15 protein-coding genes are annotated in these 17,083 nt (G+C 60.2%); 12 read left to right on the top strand and 3 right to left on the bottom strand.

All coding sequences use genetic code 11. From position 1 onward, the window contains the following. Positions 1-16 precede the first annotated feature (16 nt). Positions 17-724: an arginyltransferase gene (locus tag J3P90_RS10095; protein WP_420765876.1), complete on the top strand. Its 708-nt coding sequence runs from the start codon at positions 17-19 to the stop codon at positions 722-724. Between the two features lie 157 nt (positions 725-881). Further along, positions 882-1,100 carry a translation initiation factor IF-1 gene (infA, locus tag J3P90_RS10090; protein ID WP_002553999.1) on the top strand — a complete coding sequence of 73 codons (219 nt, stop codon included), beginning with the start codon at positions 882-884 and terminating at the stop codon, positions 1,098-1,100. Positions 1,101-1,337: 237 nt separating this feature from the next. Here infA and clpA read toward each other — a convergent pair whose 3' ends face one another. Further along, a complete protein-coding gene (gene clpA, locus J3P90_RS10085; protein WP_305495539.1) occupies positions 1,338-3,608 on the bottom strand; it encodes an ATP-dependent Clp protease ATP-binding subunit ClpA in 2,271 nt (756 codons plus the stop codon). A gap of 29 nt (positions 3,609-3,637) precedes the next feature. Then, entirely contained in the window at positions 3,638-4,000 is a 363-nt protein-coding gene (gene clpS / locus J3P90_RS10080) for an ATP-dependent Clp protease adapter ClpS (RefSeq protein WP_030141336.1), read from the bottom strand. A gap of 227 nt (positions 4,001-4,227) precedes the next feature. On the opposite strand from clpS, the gene cspD reads away from it, so the two are divergent. Beyond that, complete coding sequence (gene cspD, locus J3P90_RS10075) at positions 4,228-4,542, top strand: cold shock domain-containing protein CspD (RefSeq protein ID WP_434676257.1); 315 nt, start codon at positions 4,228-4,230, stop codon at positions 4,540-4,542. A 73-nt stretch (positions 4,543-4,615) separates the two neighbouring features. Here the strand turns inward: cspD and icd are convergent, their stop codons facing one another. Then, positions 4,616-5,872: an NADP-dependent isocitrate dehydrogenase gene (icd, locus tag J3P90_RS10070; protein WP_030141334.1), complete on the bottom strand. Its 1,257-nt coding sequence runs from the start codon at positions 5,870-5,872 to the stop codon at positions 4,616-4,618. Positions 5,873-6,352: 480 nt separating this feature from the next. Between icd and J3P90_RS10065 the strand changes: the two genes are divergently transcribed. From J3P90_RS10065 to aceA, 9 genes are all read left to right on the top strand, one after another. Beyond that, positions 6,353-8,578, top strand: a complete 2,226-nt coding sequence (locus J3P90_RS10065; protein ID WP_434648122.1) for an NADP-dependent isocitrate dehydrogenase — start codon at positions 6,353-6,355, stop codon at positions 8,576-8,578. A 198-nt stretch (positions 8,579-8,776) separates the two neighbouring features. Beyond that, a complete protein-coding gene (locus tag J3P90_RS10060; protein ID WP_434606544.1) occupies positions 8,777-9,223 on the top strand; it encodes an NUDIX hydrolase in 447 nt (148 codons plus the stop codon). A 59-nt stretch (positions 9,224-9,282) separates the two neighbouring features. Beyond that, positions 9,283-10,407 (top strand): tRNA 2-thiouridine(34) synthase MnmA, encoded by a 1,125-nt coding sequence (mnmA, locus tag J3P90_RS10055; RefSeq protein ID WP_434606547.1) that lies wholly within the window; start codon positions 9,283-9,285, stop codon positions 10,405-10,407. After that, complete coding sequence (gene hflD / locus J3P90_RS10050; RefSeq protein WP_039592880.1) at positions 10,404-11,027, top strand: high frequency lysogenization protein HflD; 624 nt, start codon at positions 10,404-10,406, stop codon at positions 11,025-11,027. The genes mnmA and hflD overlap by 4 nt, the downstream gene beginning before the upstream one ends. Positions 11,028-11,151: 124 nt before the next feature. Then, entirely contained in the window at positions 11,152-12,522 is a 1,371-nt protein-coding gene (gene purB, locus J3P90_RS10045; RefSeq protein ID WP_420765871.1) for an adenylosuccinate lyase, read from the top strand. A gap of 84 nt (positions 12,523-12,606) precedes the next feature. Then, positions 12,607-13,773 carry a JmjC domain-containing protein gene (locus J3P90_RS10040; RefSeq protein ID WP_420765870.1) on the top strand — a complete coding sequence of 389 codons (1,167 nt, stop codon included), beginning with the start codon at positions 12,607-12,609 and terminating at the stop codon, positions 13,771-13,773. After that, a complete protein-coding gene (locus J3P90_RS10035; RefSeq protein WP_420765869.1) occupies positions 13,766-14,191 on the top strand; it encodes a GNAT family N-acetyltransferase in 426 nt (141 codons plus the stop codon). Before J3P90_RS10040 ends, J3P90_RS10035 begins: the two co-directional genes overlap by 8 nt. Positions 14,192-14,484: 293 nt before the next feature. Further along, positions 14,485-15,246 carry a secretin N-terminal domain-containing protein gene (locus J3P90_RS10030; RefSeq protein WP_434559591.1) on the top strand — a complete coding sequence of 254 codons (762 nt, stop codon included), beginning with the start codon at positions 14,485-14,487 and terminating at the stop codon, positions 15,244-15,246. 456 nt (positions 15,247-15,702) lie between these two features. After that, positions 15,703-17,028, top strand: coding sequence for an isocitrate lyase (gene aceA, locus J3P90_RS10025; protein WP_018925513.1), 1,326 nt, complete (start codon positions 15,703-15,705; stop codon positions 17,026-17,028). The last annotated feature ends 55 nt before the right edge of the window (positions 17,029-17,083 follow it).

The raw sequence follows: 17,083 nt of genomic DNA, 5'->3' as shown, positions 1-17,083 counted from the left end.
ATCCCGAGGGTTGATCATGACCGAGTTGGCGCGCTTGAAGTTTTATGCCACTCAACCTCACTCTTGCAGCTACCTGCCAGAGGAGCAGGCCACGACCCTGTTCCTCGATCCCAGCCAGCCCATGGATGTGCATGTCTATGCAGACCTGTCGGAGATGGGGTTTCGTCGCAGCGGCGATCACCTCTACCGGCCCCATTGCCAGCATTGCAATGCGTGCGTGCCGGCGCGCATTCCCGTGGCCCGCTTTACCCCGAACCGGCAGCAGAAGCGTATTTTCAAGCGCAACGCCGATTTGCAGGTGCGCCCGGCCAAACCGCAGTTCAGCGAAGAATATTTCGACCTGTACCAGCGCTACATCGAACAGCGCCACGCCGATGGCGACATGTACCCGCCCAGCCGGGACCAATTCTCGACCTTCCTGGTGCGCGACCTGCCGTTCTCGCGTTTCTATGAGTTCCGCCTCGACGGGCGGCTGGTGGCCATCGCCGTCACCGACCTGTTGCCCAACGGCCTTTCGGCGGTCTACACCTTTTATGAGCCCAACGAGGAAAAGCGCAGCCTGGGACGGTTCGCGATCCTTTGGCAGATCAACGAATGCCGGCGCCTGGGCCTGGAAGCGGTGTACCTGGGCTACTGGATCAAGAACTGCAAAAAAATGAACTACAAGACCCAATATCGGCCCATTGAATTGTTGATCAACCAGCGGTGGGTTGTCCTGAACTAGGGGCCGCTCGTAGTTTGCGCCTTATCCATGCGCCGCATTCATTGAGTTACTCCTAAGAACCCCTTGGCTTGCCCCCCCTTTTTCGGGCACAATGCACGCCGCTTTTGCCTGGCGCAGTTGCACCGGGCCATTCACTGGATACCGAGGGCTTTACTGCATGTCGAAAGAAGACAGCTTCGAAATGGAAGGCACTGTCGTCGACACCCTGCCCAACACCATGTTTCGTGTGGAGTTGGAAAATGGGCACGTCGTAACCGCGCATATCTCCGGCAAGATGCGCAAGAACTACATTCGTATTCTTACCGGTGACAAAGTGCGCGTCGAGCTGACGCCCTATGACTTGAGCAAAGGGCGCATTACTTACCGCGCTCGCTAACAAGTCAATACAAAACGCCCGGCTCATGTCGGGCGTTTTTGTTTGCCTGGGTTTTGCTCCAACCATCCACATCACACAGATCCTGTGGAAGCGAGCCTGCTCGCGATAGCGTCGTCACAGTCGGTATTGATGTTGACCGATCCTCCGCCATCGCGAGCAAGCTCGCTCCCACAAGGATTTGGGCTGGACAGCAAAAAGGCGCCTTTCGGCGCCTTTTTATTTTGCTGCAGCTAACGATCAAGCCATCTCGGCCGTGGTTTCGAAGTCGAAGGTCAGCTCGCCGTCCTTGATGTCGATGTGAACCACACCGCCATGCTCGGCCAGTTCGCCAAACAGGATCTCCTCGGCCAGCGGACGCTTGATCTTGTCCTGAATCAAGCGAGCCATTGGCCTTGCGCCCATCGTCACATCGTAACCACCTTCCGCGAGCCAGCTGCGCGCCGCATCGGTGACCTCCAACAGCACACGCTTGTCTTCGAGCTGCGCCTGGAGTTCGGTAAGGAACTTGTCCACCACGCTTTTGATGACCTCATGACTGAGGCGACCAAACTGGATAATGGTGTCCAGGCGGTTGCGGAATTCAGGCGTGAAGCTCTTCTTGATCACTTCCATCGCATCGGACGAGTGGTCCTGATGGGTGAAACCGATCGAAGCGCGCGCGGCGGTTTCGGCACCGGCGTTCGTGGTCATGATGATGATCACGTTGCGGAAATCCGCCTTGCGCCCGTTGTTATCGGTCAGCGTACCGTGGTCCATGACCTGCAGCAGCAGGTTGAAGACTTCCGGATGCGCCTTCTCGATCTCATCGAGCAACAGCACGCAGTGAGGCTGCTTGGTGATTGCCTCGGTCAAGAGACCACCCTGGTCGAAACCGACATAGCCTGGAGGCGCACCGATCAGACGCGATACGGTATGACGCTCCATGTACTCGGACATGTCGAAGCGCACCAACTCGATCCCCAGCGCCTTGGCCAACTGCCGCGCCGCCTCGGTCTTGCCGACACCGGTAGGCCCGGCGAACAGGAATGAACCGACCGGCTTGTCCGGCGACTTGAGTCCCGCGCGGGACAGTTTGATCGCGGTCGACAGCGAGTCGATGGCCGCATCCTGGCCGAACACCGTCAGCTTCAGGTCACGCTCCAGGTTACGCAGCAATTCCTTGTCGGAGCTGGTGACGTGTTTTGGCGGAATCCGCGCGATTTTCGCGACGATGTCCTCGACTTGCGGCACGTCGATGCGCTTGACTCGATTCTCCACCGGTTGCAGCCGCTGATAGGCGCCCGCCTCGTCGATGACATCGATGGCCTTGTCCGGCATGTGCCGATCGTTGATGTAGCGCGACGCCAGTTCGGCGGCAGCGCGCAATGCCTCGTCACTGTATTCGATGCTGTGATGCAACTCGAAACGCCCTTTCAGGCCACGCAGGATACCGATGGTGTCTTCCACCGAAGGCTCCGACACGTCGACCTTCTGGAAACGCCGGGCCAACGCACGGTCCTTCTCGAAAATCCCACGGAATTCCTGGAACGTGGTCGAGCCGATGCAACGGATATCGCCCGAGGACAGCAGCGGCTTGAGCAGGTTGGACGCATCCATGACCCCGCCCGACGCCGCCCCGGCACCGATAATGGTGTGGATTTCGTCGATGAACAGGATCGCCTGCGGACGTTTTTTCAGTTCGCCGAGCAACGCCTTGAAGCGCTTCTCGAAATCGCCCCGGTATTTGGTACCGGCCAGCAAGGCACCCAGGTCGAGGGAATACACCACGCTGTTGGCCAGCAGGTCTGGCACCTGGTTATCGACGATGCGCTTGGCCAGGCCTTCAGCGATCGCGGTCTTGCCCACGCCCGCTTCGCCTACGAGCAATGGGTTGTTCTTGCGGCGCCGGGCCAGGATCTGCGCAACGCGCTCGACTTCCGCCTCGCGCCCGACCAGCGGGTCGATACGGCCCTGGCGAGCCAGTTCGTTCAGATTGCTGGCATACGCGTCCAGCGGATTGCCTGATGAAGAAGACTCGCCGCCCTCGTCATCCTGCATGTCCTGCTCACCTTCGGAATGATCGCCATGCCCCGGCACTTTCGAGATGCCATGGGCGATGTAGTTGACGACATCGATACGCGCAACGCTCTGTTGCTTGAGCAGGAACACCGCTTGGCTTTCCTGCTCGCTGAAAATGGCAACCAGCACGTTGGCGCCGGTGACTTCGCGCTTGCCCGAGCTCTGCACATGAAAGACAGCACGCTGCAGCACACGCTGGAATCCCAGGGTTGGCTGGGTTTCGCGATCCTCGTCGTGGACGGGGATCAGTGGCGTGGTGGAGTCGATGAACTCCTGCAGGTCATGCTTGAGTTTGTCGAGGTTCGCGCCGCAGGCACGCAAAACGGTGGCGGCAGCCTCGTTATCCAATAGGGCCAACAGCAGGTGCTCGACGGTCATGAATTCATGACGCTTCGAACGAGCCTCCTTGAAGGCAAGATTGAGGGTGACTTCGAGCTCGCGGTTTAACATGGCTTCACCTCATACCCAAGTGGTCGGCGTTAACCGTCCTTCTCGATTTCACAGAGTAGCGGATGCTGGCTTTCCCGGGCGTACTGGTTGACCTGCATGGCCTTGGTCTCCGCAATGTCGCGGGTAAACACACCACATACTGCCCGTCCCTCTGTATGAACGGCCAGCATGACCTTGGTCGCCAGCTCGCGATTCAGGTTAAAAAACACCTCGAGCACTTCGACGACGAAATCCATCGGTGTGTAGTCATCGTTGAACAAAACCACCTTGTACATCGGTGGAGCCTGTAAAGCGGGCTTTGATTCCTGAACAGCAATGCCCGCTGAATCGTCATCATGTTGATCCGGGCGATCCTGATTGAATGTTAGTCGAATCTGGCTGATTGCATGCATGGAAAGAAAGGTTCGTTTAGTTGGCAAATACAGTGATGGGGCCGCTTGCGAGCGATTTCAACCGCTACCGCCCGATCACCTTGACTAACGGTGAATCGGTGTTACAACCAATAGAGCCCACCGTGGGTTAAAAAGGTCCGCAAAGTCAATCCGATTTCTTATTTGATCGACAGCGGATGATCAGGATGATACTCCGTTGCAGGGGTGTGTTGCAGAGGGAAAATGGTATGTCAGGTACCACCAGTATGCGAGTCAAGGGAAAGGTCAAGTGGTTCAACAATGCCAAGGGCTATGGTTTTATTATCCAAGACGGGAAGGACGAAGACCTCTTCGCTCACTACTCTGTAATCCAGATGGAAGGTTATAAAACCCTGAAGGCAGGTCAGCCGGTGACGTTCTGCATGATACAAGGGCCAAAGGGTACACATGCCGTTGAGATTTGCCCGGTTGCCGTGGACGTCGACCCCAACAGCACCGAGGCCAGCGTAAAGCCAGAACCGATCAAGGTCCGCCTCAAGCCGCGGGTAACCGAAGACCACTAGAGCCCGGCCCCAACCCATAAAAAATGCCCGGGTTCGATCACTCGAACCGGGCATTTTTGTGTTCAGGCTTCGCTTACATATGGGAAATCAGCGCATCGCCGAAACCGGAAGACGACACCAGCTTGGCACCGTCCATCAGGCGTTCGAAGTCATAGGTCACGGTCTTGGCCGAAATCGCGCCGTTGGTGCCCTTGATGATCAGGTCGGCCGCCTCGGTCCACCCCATGTGGCGCAGCATCATTTCCGCCGAGAGGATCAACGACCCCGGGTTGACCTGGTCCTTGCCCGCATATTTAGGCGCGGTGCCGTGGGTGGCCTCGAACATTGCCACGGTGTCGGACAGGTTGGCGCCCGGCGCGATACCGATACCGCCCACTTCAGCCGCCAGGGCATCGGAGAGGTAGTCGCCGTTGAGGTTCAGGGTCGCGATCACGTCGTATTCGGCCGGGCGCAGCAGGATCTGCTGGAGCATGGCGTCGGCGATGGCGTCCTTGACCACGACATTCTTGCCGGTCTTCGGATTCTTGAACTGCATCCATGGGCCGCCGTCGAGCAGGGTCGCGCCGAACTCTTCGGCCGCCACCTCGTAGGCCCATTCCTTGAAGGCACCTTCGGTGAACTTCATGATGTTGCCTTTGTGCACGATAGTCAGCGAATCGCGGTCATTGTCGACGACATATTGCAAGGCCTTGCGTGCCAGGCGCTTGGTGCCCTGCTTGGAGACCGGCTTGACGCCGATGCCGCAATCTTCGTCGAAACGGATCTTGGTGACGCCCATTTCCTCTTTGAGGAACTTGATCACCTTGGTGGCTTCGGCCGAACCGGCCTTCCACTCGATACCGGCGTAGATGTCCTCGGAGTTCTCGCGGAAGATGGTCATGTCCACATCGCCCGGTTTCTTGACCGGACTCGGGACGCCTTCAAACCAGCGCACCGGGCGAAGGCAGACATACAGGTCGAGCTGCTGGCGCAATGCAACGTTCAGCGAGCGGATACCGCCACCGACCGGCGTGGTCAGCGGGCCCTTGATGGAAACCACGTAATCCTTGACCGCGTCCAGGGTTTCCTGGGGTAGCCAGGTGTCCTGGTCGTAGACCTGGGTCGCTTTTTCGCCCGCATAAACTTCCATCCAGGAAATCTTGCGCTTGCCGCCGTAGGCCTTTTCGACCGCAGCGTCCACCACCTTGATCATGACCGGACTGATATCAACGCCAATGCCGTCGCCTTCAATGAAAGGGATGATCGGATTGTCGGGAACATTAAGAGAATGGTCTGCATTGACGGTGATTTTGTCACCGACGGCCGGAACCTGAATCTTTTGATACCCCATGCTGAACTCCATTGCTTGGATTGAACATCTGGCTGCGTTCGAGCGTACCCCAGTTGTATCGGCACGCAAACCCTACGTTCGGCCCATCCCCGGCAATTTAATCAAGTTCGCCGCGTACAAGCCTGAAAACCAAGGGAAAAGCGCCAAATTCGAGCATAGTCCAACTCCCCGGCCTGCGACGTTTAGACCAATGGACGTGTACGGAAGTCTATGAACCGTCGGCAGATCGCCAGCTACCTATGTATAATGCCGCCGCTGACCACAGGGTCACGACGGCTGACGGCTCTATCACGAGACTTTCCGCCACTTTAAAGCCGGACCGTTACCGCGGCCCGACCGCTTGACGCTCGACTGATGCACCCAACATCACCGCGAAGAAACCTCGACATTCGGCTCACGGATGACTTTGAACGAACGCGCTTACCCGGCGCCCCTCGAGTTTCTGCGCATGCTTTAGCAAAGAAGAGAGTTAATCCGAATATGCCCACCCGCTCGAAGATCATCTATACCTTCACCGACGAAGCGCCTGCCCTCGCCACCTATTCGCTGCTGCCGATCGTCGAAGCCTTCACCGCTTCGGCCGATATCGCCGTGGAGACCCGCGATATCTCCCTCGCAGGACGCATCCTGGCCAGCTTCCCCGAGCAACTGGGTGACAAAGCCGTCGCCGACCACCTCGCCGAATTGGGCGACCTGGCCGTCACGCCTGAAGCCAACATCATCAAGCTGCCGAACATCAGCGCCTCGGTGCCGCAACTGCAGGCCGCGATCAAGGAATTGCAGGCCCAGGGCTACGCACTGCCGGACTACCCGGAAACCGTGACCACCGACGCCGAGAAAGACGCTCGCGCCCGTTACGACAAGGTCAAGGGCAGCGCCGTGAACCCGGTCCTGCGCGAAGGCAACTCCGACCGCCGCGCGCCGCTGTCGGTCAAGAATTATGCTCGCAAGCACCCGCATAAAATGGGCGCCTGGGCTGCCGACTCCAAGTCCCACGTCGCTCACATGAGCGCCGGCGATTTCTATGGCAGCGAAAAAGCCGCCCTGATCGACGCCGCGGGCACCGTGAAGATCGAGCTGATCGCCAAGGACGGCACTGCCACCGTCCTCAAGGAAAAAACCACCGTACAAGCCGGTGAGATCCTCGATTGCGCCGTGATGAGCAAAAACGCCCTGCGCAACTTCATCGCCGCTGAAATCGAAGACGCCAAGCAAAAAGGCGTCCTGCTGTCGGTCCATCTGAAGGCGACCATGATGAAGGTCTCCGACCCGATCATGTTCGGTCAGATCGTCGCCGAGTACTATAAGGACGCGCTGGCCAAGCACGCCGAGGTGCTGGAGCAGATCGGCTTCAACCTGAACAACGGCATCGGCGACCTGTACGCGCGCATCAAGGCCCTGCCGGCCGAGCAGCAAGCCCAGATCGAAGCCGACATCCAGGCGGTCTACGCCGTTCGTCCGGCGCTGGCGATGGTCAACTCCGACAAGGGCATCACCAATCTGCACGTACCGAGCGACGTCATCGTCGACGCCTCGATGCCGGCCATGATCCGTGACTCCGGCAAGATGTGGGGCACCGACGGCCAACTGCACGACACCAAGGCTGTGATCCCGGATCGCTGCTACGCCACCATCTACCAAGCGGTGATCGAAGATTGCAAGCAACACGGCGCCTTCGACCCAACCACCATGGGCAGCGTGCCGAACGTTGGCCTGATGGCCAAGAAAGCCGAAGAGTATGGCTCCCACGACAAGACCTTCCAGATCAAGGCTGACGGTGTGGTTCGTGTTTCGGACAACAACGGTCAAACCCTGCTGGAGCAGACCGTCGAGGCTGGCGATATCTTCCGCATGTGCCAGACCAAGGACGCGCCGATCCAGGATTGGGTCAAGCTGGCCGTCAACCGTGCCCGCGCCAGCGCCACCCCGGCGATCTTCTGGCTCGACCCGATGCGCGCCCACGACGGCGTGATGATCGAGAAGGTCCAGGCGTACCTGAAGGACCACGACACCAGCGGTCTGGACATCCGCATCATGTCGCCTGTCGACGCGATGAAGTTCACCCTGGCTCGCACCCGCGAAGGCAAGGACACCATTTCGGTGACCGGCAACGTACTGCGCGACTACCTGACTGACCTGTTCCCGATCATGGAACTGGGCACCAGCGCCAAGATGCTGTCGATCGTGCCGCTGATGAACGGCGGTGGCCTGTTCGAAACCGGCGCCGGCGGCTCGGCACCCAAGCACGTGCAACAACTGCTGGAAGAAAACTTCCTGCGCTGGGATTCCCTGGGCGAGTTCCTCGCCCTGGCCGCGTCCCTGGAACACCTGGGCGCGACCTACAACAACCCCAAGGCGCTGGTGCTGGCCAAGACCCTCGACCAGGCGACTGGTGAGTTCCTGGACCGCAACAAGTCGCCTTCGCGCAAGGTCGGCGGCATCGATAACCGCGGCAGCCACTTCTACCTGACCCTGTTCTGGGCCCAGGCACTGGCCGCTCAGGATGACGACGCAGCCCTCAAGGCGCAATTCACCACCCTGGCCAAGACCTTGACCGACAACGAAGAAAAAATCGTTGCCGAACTCAATGCCGTGCAAGGCAAGCCCGTGGACATCGGCGGCTACTACTTCGCCAACCCCGAGCTGACCAGCAAGGCCATGCGCCCAAGCGCCACCTTCAACGCGGCGATTGCTGCGCTGGTGTAAGGTTGTAAGCAAGCACCACAAACCCCGGCCTTGTGCCGGGGTTTGTGTTTCTACCTTCCCTGAAAACAATCCCCTGTGGGAGCGAGCCTGCTCGCGAAAGCGATATACCATTCAACATTGATACTGAGCCATACACCGCTTTCGCGAGCAGGCTCGCTCCCACAGTGATCTGTACTTCATCTAACAAACGAGGCCCCCATGGACTGGAACCCCCACATCACCGTCGCCACCATTGTTGAAGACAACGGCCGCTTCTTGATGGTCGAGGAATCCAAGGGCGGGCGCGCCGTGCTCAACCAGCCCGCCGGCCACCTGGATCCGAACGAAACACTGATCGAGGCCGCCGTGCGCGAAACCCTGGAAGAAACCGGCTGGGACGTAGAGCCCACCAGCGTAACAGGCATCTATCTGTACACCGCCCCCAGCAACGGCGTGACCTACCAGCGGGTCTGCTTCGCCGCCAAGGCCCTGAAACTCCACCCCGAGTATCAACTGGACGATGGCATCCTAGGCGCCAAATGGCTGACCCGCGACGAACTGCTCGAGCAGCGCGACCGCTGGCGCAGCGAGCTCATCATCCGTTGCATCGACGATTACCTGGCCGGCCATCGCCATAGCCTGGAGCTTATCCGCCCTTCTCTTTAGCCTTGCGCGCCCGGGCCTGATAGAATCGCGTCCTTTTTCAAGACACTCATTGAATTCCTATGCGTGATCCAGCCTCTTCGAACACCCCAAAGCAACGCGTCATCGTCGGCATGTCCGGTGGCGTGGACTCTTCCGTTTCCGCCCTTCTGCTGATCGAGCAGGGTTATGAGGTGGAAGGCCTGTTCATGAAGAACTGGGAAGAAGACGACGGAACCGAATACTGCACCGCCATGGACGACCTGGCGGACGCCCAGGCCGTGTGCGACAAGATAGGCATCAAGCTGCACACCGCGAATTTCGCCGCCGAGTACTGGGACAACGTGTTCGAGCATTTCCTGGCCGAATACAAGGCCGGTCGCACACCGAACCCGGACATCCTCTGCAACCGCGAAATCAAGTTCAAGGCGTTCCTCGACTACGCCATGATGCTCGGCGCCGACCTGATCGCTACTGGCCACTACGTGCGCCGCCGCGACATCGACGGCCGTACCGAACTGCTCAAGGGCCTGGATCCGAACAAGGACCAGAGCTACTTCCTGCATGCCGTTGGCGGCGAGCAGATCGCCAAGACCTTGTTCCCGGTTGGCGAGCTGGAAAAGCCCGAAGTACGCGCGATCGCCGAGAAGCACCAACTCGCCACCGCCAAGAAAAAGGACTCCACCGGGATCTGCTTCATTGGCGAGCGCCGTTTCAGCGACTTCCTCAAGCAATACCTGCCGGCGCAGCCGGGCGAGATCAAGACGACCGAAGGCGAGGTCATCGGCCGCCACCATGGCCTGATGTACCACACCATCGGCCAGCGCCAAGGCCTGGGCATCGGCGGGTTGAAGGACGCCGGCGAAGAGCCGTGGTACGTGCTGGTCAAGGACCTGGAGCACAACGAGCTGATCGTTGGCCAGGGTAACGACCACCCGTGGCTGTTCTCCGGCGCCCTGCTCGCCTCGGACATCTATTGGGTCAACCCGATCGACCTCAGCGAACCGCGCCGCCTGACGGCCAAGGTTCGCTATCGCCAGAGCGACCAGGCCTGCACCTTGGAAAAAACCGAGACAGGCTACCGCGCCACCTTCGATGACCCGCAGCGCGCGGTCACGCCCGGCCAGTCGGTGGTGTTCTACGACGGCGAAATCTGCCTGGGCGGCGGCGTGATCGAAGTCGCCGAGCCATGGAGCAGCAAGGCATGACGCCAATCCAGGAACAACTGACGGCGCTGGGCGGCGTCTTCCTGGCCGCCGTGCTGGTGGACCGGATCGCCAAGACCGGCCAGGCCACCGAGGCCGGCCTGGGCTGCATGCTCGGCAGCCTGCTGGTACGCGACCCCAAGGACACCCTGGAGGTCTACGGTGGCGACGACTTGAACCTGCGCGAAGGCTACCGCGCCTTGATCGGCGCCCTGGAGCGCGATCCCAGCGCCCTGCAACGCGAACCGCTGCGCTACGCCCTGTCGATGCTGGGCCTGGAGCGCCAGTTGGCCAAGCGTGACGACCTGCTGGAAACCATCGGCAATCGTTTGCCGCAGATCCAATCCCAGGTCGAGCATTTCGGCCCGTCCCACGAAAACGTGATCGCCGCATGCGGCGCGCTGTACCAGGACACCTTGAGCACGCTGCGCCAGCGCATCCAGGTGCATGGCGACATGCGCAACCTGCAGCAACCGAGCAACGCCTCGAAGATCCGCGCCCTGCTGCTCGCCGGGATCCGCTCGGCACGGCTGTGGCGGCAGCTGGGCGGCCATCGTTGGCAACTGGTGATCAGCCGACGCAAATTATTGAAAGAGCTTTACCCGTTGATGCGCAACGAATAAGTCGCCTCGACCTGCTTTTGTACCTCTTTACGCGTAACACGCCGGTCAGTTGGCGACGGACCGGCGCTGATTTTCATGTATGATACGCGCCCCATTTCGTTGCCCGACTGTCCGAGAACACCCCATGCAGCTCTCTTCGCTCACTGCGGTTTCCCCTGTAGACGGCCGCTACGCCGGCAAAACCCAGGCCCTGCGCCCTATTTTCAGCGAGTACGGCCTGATCCGTGCCCGTGTCCTGGTTGAAGTGCGCTGGCTCCAGCGCCTGGCCGCCCACCCTGGCATTGGTGAAGTTCCGGCCTTTTCCGCCGAAGCCAACGCAGTGCTGAACGCTCTGGCCGACAATTTCGCCCTGGAGCACGCTGAGCGCGTCAAAGAGATCGAGCGCACCACCAACCACGACGTCAAGGCCATCGAGTACCTGCTCAAGGAGCAGGCGGCCAAGCTGCCGGAACTGGCCAACGTCAGTGAGTTCATCCACTTCGCCTGCACCAGCGAGGACATCAACAACCTGTCCCACGCCCTGATGCTGCGCGAAGGCCGTGACGATGTGCTGCTGCCTCTGATGCGCCAGATCGCCCAGGCCATTCGCGAGCTGGCGATCCGCTTCGCCGACGTGCCGATGCTGTCGCGCACCCATGGTCAACCGGCTTCGCCGACCACCCTGGGCAAGGAGTTGGCAAACGTCGTCTACCGCCTGGAGCGCCAGATCACCCAGGTAGCCGCCGTGCCCCTGCTGGGCAAGATCAACGGCGCCGTGGGCAACTACAACGCCCACCTGTCGGCCTACCCGGACATCGACTGGGAAGCCAACGCCCGCGCCTTCATCGAAGACGAACTGGGTCTGAGCTTCAACCCGTACACCACCCAGATCGAACCGCACGACTACATCGCCGAGCTGTTCGATGCGATCGCACGCTTCAACACCATCCTGATCGACTTCGACCGCGATATCTGGGGCTACATCTCCCTGGGTTACTTCAAGCAGCGCACCATCGCCGGCGAGATCGGTTCCTCGACCATGCCGCACAAGGTCAACCCGATCGACTTCGAAAACTCCGAAGGCAACCTGGGCATCGCCAACGCGCTGTTCCAGCACCTGGCGAGCAAGCTGCCGATTTCCCGCTGGCAGCGCGACCTGACCGACTCCACCGTGCTGCGCAACCTGGGCGTGGGTTTTGCCCATAGCGTCATCGCCTACGAGGCCAGCCTCAAGGGCATCGGCAAGCTGGAACTGAACGAGCAGAAAATCGCCGCCGATCTGGACGCCTGCTGGGAAGTCCTGGCCGAGCCGATCCAGACCGTGATGCGTCGCTACAACATCGAAAACCCGTACGAGAAGCTCAAAGAGCTGACCCGTGGCAAGGGCATCAGCCCTGAAGCGCTGCAGACTTTCATCGATGGCCTGGACATGCCTGCCGAAGCCAAGGCCGAGCTGAAAAAGCTGACCCCGGCCAGCTACATCGGCAACGCGGCGGCACAAGCCAAGCGCATCTGACACATCGCTTTACCTTTGAGACGCCCGGCCGCGCCGGGCGTTTTTATTCGCGCCTGAAAAGTATATTTTTTCAATAGGTTACACATGAATCCTGACATTCCACTGCAACTTCTGGGCGGCATCACGGCACGGGAGTTCCTGCGCGATTACTGGCAGAAGAAACCCCTGCTGATCCGCCAGGCGATTCCTGACTTCGAAAGCCCGATCGATGCCGACGAACTGGCCGGCCTTGCGCTGGAAGAAGAGGTTGAATCGCGCCTGGTGATCGAGCACGGCGAGCGTCCCTGGGAGTTGCGTCGCGGCCCGTTCGCCGAAGATGAATTCAGCAAGCTGCCGGAGCGCGAGTGGACGCTGCTGGTGCAGGCGGTCGACCAGTTCGTCCCCGAAGTCAGCGAGCTGCTGGAGCATTTCCGCTTCCTGCCGAGCTGGCGCATCGACGACGTGATGATCAGCTTCGCCGCCCCGGGTGGCGGTGTCGGTCCGCACTTCGACAACTACGACGTTTTCCTGTTGCAAGGCCATGGCAAGCGCAACTGGAAGATCGGCCAGATGTGCGACTCCGAAAGCCCGCTGCTGCCCCATGCGGACCTGCGCATCCTTGCCGATTTCGAGGCCACCGACGAGTGGACCCTGGAACCCGGCGACATGCTCTACTTGCCACCGCGCCTGGCCCACTGCGGTGTCGCCGTGGATGACTGCATGACCTACTCGGTCGGCTTCCGAGCGCCGAGCGCGGCCGAAGTGCTCACCCATTTCACCGACTTCCTCAGCCAGTTCTTGCCGGACGAAGAGCGTTACACCGACGCCGACGCACGCCCCGTCGCGGACCCGCACCAGATCCAGCACGACGCCCTGGACCGCCTCAAAGGCCTTCTGGCCGAGCACATGAGCGATGAGCGTTTGCTGCTGACCTGGTTCGGCCAGTTCATGACCGAACCCCGCTACCCGGAACTGGTGGTGGGCCCGGAATTGGAAGAAGACGACTTGCTGGCCGGCCTGGAACAGGGTGCCGTGATCATCCGCAACCCGAGCGCGCGCCTGGCCTGGTCGGAAGTCGATGACGACCTGCTGCTGTTCGCCAGCGGCCAGAGCCGTTATCTGCCGGGCAAGCTGCGGGACCTGCTGAAGATGATCTGCGCCGCCGACGCGCTGCACATCGAAAACCTCGGCCCATGGCTGGACGATGAAGAAGGCCGCGGCCTTATCCACGAATTGGTCAAACAAGGCAGCCTGGGGTTCGCCGATGAATAAAATTCACGTTCGTGTCGCAGACTGGCAAAAGGATAACGCCGAGATCCGGCGCATTCGTGAAACGGTGTTCATTGCCGAGCAATCCGTACCCCCAGAGTTGGAGTGGGATTCGGATGACCAGGACGCCGTGCATTTCCTGGCCTTCGAAGGCGACTTCCCCATCGGTACCGCGCGCCTGCTGACTGACGGCCATATCGGTCGCGTATCGGTCCTCAAGGACTGGCGCGGTCTGAAGGTCGGCGATGCGTTGATGCATGCAGTGATCGCCGAGGCCGAGAGACGCGGATTGCAACAGCAGATGCTCAGCGCGCAGGTCCATGCCACGCCGTTCTATGAGCGACTGGGGTTTGCGGTGGTCAGCGAGGAATTCCTCGAGGCCGGCATTCCCCATGTGGACATGGTGCGGCGCTCGGCCTGAAACCGCTGGAAGCAGCAACACAATACCCTGTGGCGAGGGGATTTATCCCCGCTGGGTTGCGCAGCAACCTTCAAATCAGTCACTGCGGTGTGTCAGGTTGACGAAATTAGCTTGATTGGGGTTGCTTCGCAGCCCAGCGGGGATAAATCCCCTCGCCACAAGTACATTATCAGCATCACAAAACGCCCCGCCATCCACCGATGCCGGGGCGTTTTGCCGTCTACCATTCAACTTGCCCCACCCGGGGCCGACAAACTGGCAATATCTAGCCTTTGTCTCGCGGAGAAATGGACATGTCCCTACGCACCTTGCTGACCACCCTGCTGCTCGGCTGCAGCCTGTCAGTCATGGCCGCAACCGAAATCGTACCGCTGAACTACCGCACCAGCGCGGATCTACTGCCGGTGGCACAGAATTTCCTCGGCAAGGATGGCCAGGTAAGCGCCTACGGCAACCAACTGATCGTGAATGCCGAACCGGGCAAGATCGAAGAACTCCGCCAATTCCTGGCGCAACTGGACACCGCTCCCAAGCGCTTGCTGATCACTGTCGACACCAACGAGAACAACCTGCAAGGTGACCAGGGCTACTCGATCAACGGCGCCGCGCCCAGCCAGACGCGCATCATCAACCGCAGCACCGCCAGCCGTGAGGGCGGCGTGCAGCAGATCCAGGCCAGCGAAGGCCAGCCGGCGCTCATCCAGGTCGGTCAGAGCGTGCCATTCACCAGCAACCAGACCGACGGCTACGGTCGCATGCAAAGCCAGACCGAATACCGCAACGTCACCCAAGGTTTTTATGTCACCGCCAGTGTCACTGGCGAGACCGTTCACCTGAGTATCAGCACCAACCGTGACCGCATGAGCCAGGAACGTCCAGATGTAGTGAACGTGCAAAGCACCGACACAACCGTCAGCGGGCGCCTCGGCGAATGGATCACCCTCGCTGGGGTGAACCGCCAGACTCAAGCCGACAAACAAGGCCTGACCCGCAGCTACTCGACCCAAGGCCGGGATGACATGATTCTGCGGGTGAAGGTCGACACCCTGAACTGAAGCACCAAAAACTGACTGATGAGTCGTATTAGACCAAAGATGTAGTGCTTGAAAAAAAGCACTACAAAACGTTTGACGAGCCAAAAAACCGAAGGCATGATGGCCTCGCTCCCGCTAATCAGGGGCCCTGGCAAGGGCCTTCGGGTCGATGCTTGCAACCACCCTGCGAGCCGATTCGTGTCTGTACCGCCCACAAGGTGTGTTTGACGAGGTTGCGACTGGAACGAAGTTGTCCCGAGGGACGGAAGCGTAACTAGGTAACCCGGCATCACTCTGAGTTCGTATAAAGGCCCACGACGCCCGAATGCGCCCGCAGTTCGCCTCTACCTGCTCACTTTCCCCTCGAGCCCATCGTTCATCCCGTCGCCTCCCCGCCTGAACCGACTTGTACGCCAACCCCTGGTCGGCAGGAGCAGGAATTTTCCACCCCAGACCTATGCGACGAGGTTTATCTCCATGGCACTGACACGCGAACAGCAAATTGCAGCCCTTGAAAAAGACTGGGCTGAAAACCCGCGCTGGAAAGGCGTGAAGCGCAATTATTCCGCTGCTGACGTCGTCCGTCTGCGTGGTTCGGTTCAACCTGAACACACCTTTGCGAAAATGGGCGCCGAGAAGCTGTGGAACCTGGTCACCCAGGGCGCCAAGCCTTCCTTCCGCCCCGAGAAAGACTTCGTCAACTGCATGGGCGCCCTGACTGGCGGCCAGGCTGTGCAGCAAGTCAAGGCCGGTATCCAGGCGATCTACCTGTCGGGCTGGCAAGTGGCCGCGGACAACAACTCCGCCGAATCCATGTACCCTGACCAGTCGCTGTACCCAGTGGACTCGGTTCCAACCGTGGTCAAGCGCATCAACAACTCGTTCCGTCGCGCCGACCAGATCCAGTGGAAAGCCGGCAAGAACCCGGGCGACGAAGGCTACATCGACTACTTCGCACCTATCGTGGCTGATGCCGAAGCCGGTTTCGGCGGCGTACTGAACGCCTACGAACTGATGAAGAGCATGATCGAGGCAGGTGCCGCCGGCGTTCACTTCGAAGACCAATTGGCCTCGGTGAAGAAATGCGGCCACATGGGCGGCAAGGTACTGGTTCCTACCCAGGAAGCCGTACAGAAGCTGACCGCCGCTCGCCTGGCGGCCGACGTTGCTGGCGTACCGACCATCATCCTGGCCCGTACCGACGCGAACGCCGCTGACCTGCTGACCTCGGACTGCGACCCGTACGACCAGCCGTTCGTCACCGGCACCCGTACCCAGGAAGGCTTTTACAAAGTACGCGCTGGCCTCGACCAGGCCATCGCCCGCGGCCTGGCCTACGCCCCGTACGCCGACCTGATCTGGTGCGAAACCGCCAAGCCGGACCTGGACGAAGCCCGTCGCTTCGCCGAAGCGATCAAGAAGGAATACCCGGACCAACTGCTGTCGTACAACTGCTCGCCTTCCTTCAACTGGAAGAAGAACCTGGACGACGCGACCATCGCCAAGTTCCAGCGCGAACTGTCCGCCATGGGCTACAAGCACCAGTTCATCACCCTGGCCGGCATTCACAACATGTGGCACAGCATGTTCAACCTGGCGCACGACTACGCCCGCAACGACATGACCGCCTACGTGAAGCTGCAAGAGCAGGAATTCGCTGACGCCGCCAAAGGCTACACCTTTGTGGCCCACCAGCAGGAAGTCGGCACCGGCTACTTCGACGACATGACCACCGTGATCCAGGGCGGCACCTCGTCCGTGACCGCGCTGACCGGGTCGACCGAAGAAGAGCAGTTCCACTGATCTATCGCGTAAACGGCCCTTGCGGACCCAATAAAAGCTAACCGCAAAGCCGACG

It is taken from the genome of Pseudomonas sp. D3-10 (assembly GCF_051132175.1).
GTDB lineage: Bacteria > Pseudomonadota > Gammaproteobacteria > Pseudomonadales > Pseudomonadaceae > Aquipseudomonas.
The sequence above is the reverse complement of the archived record's forward strand: the minus strand, read 5'-3'. Positions and strand labels throughout refer to the sequence as shown.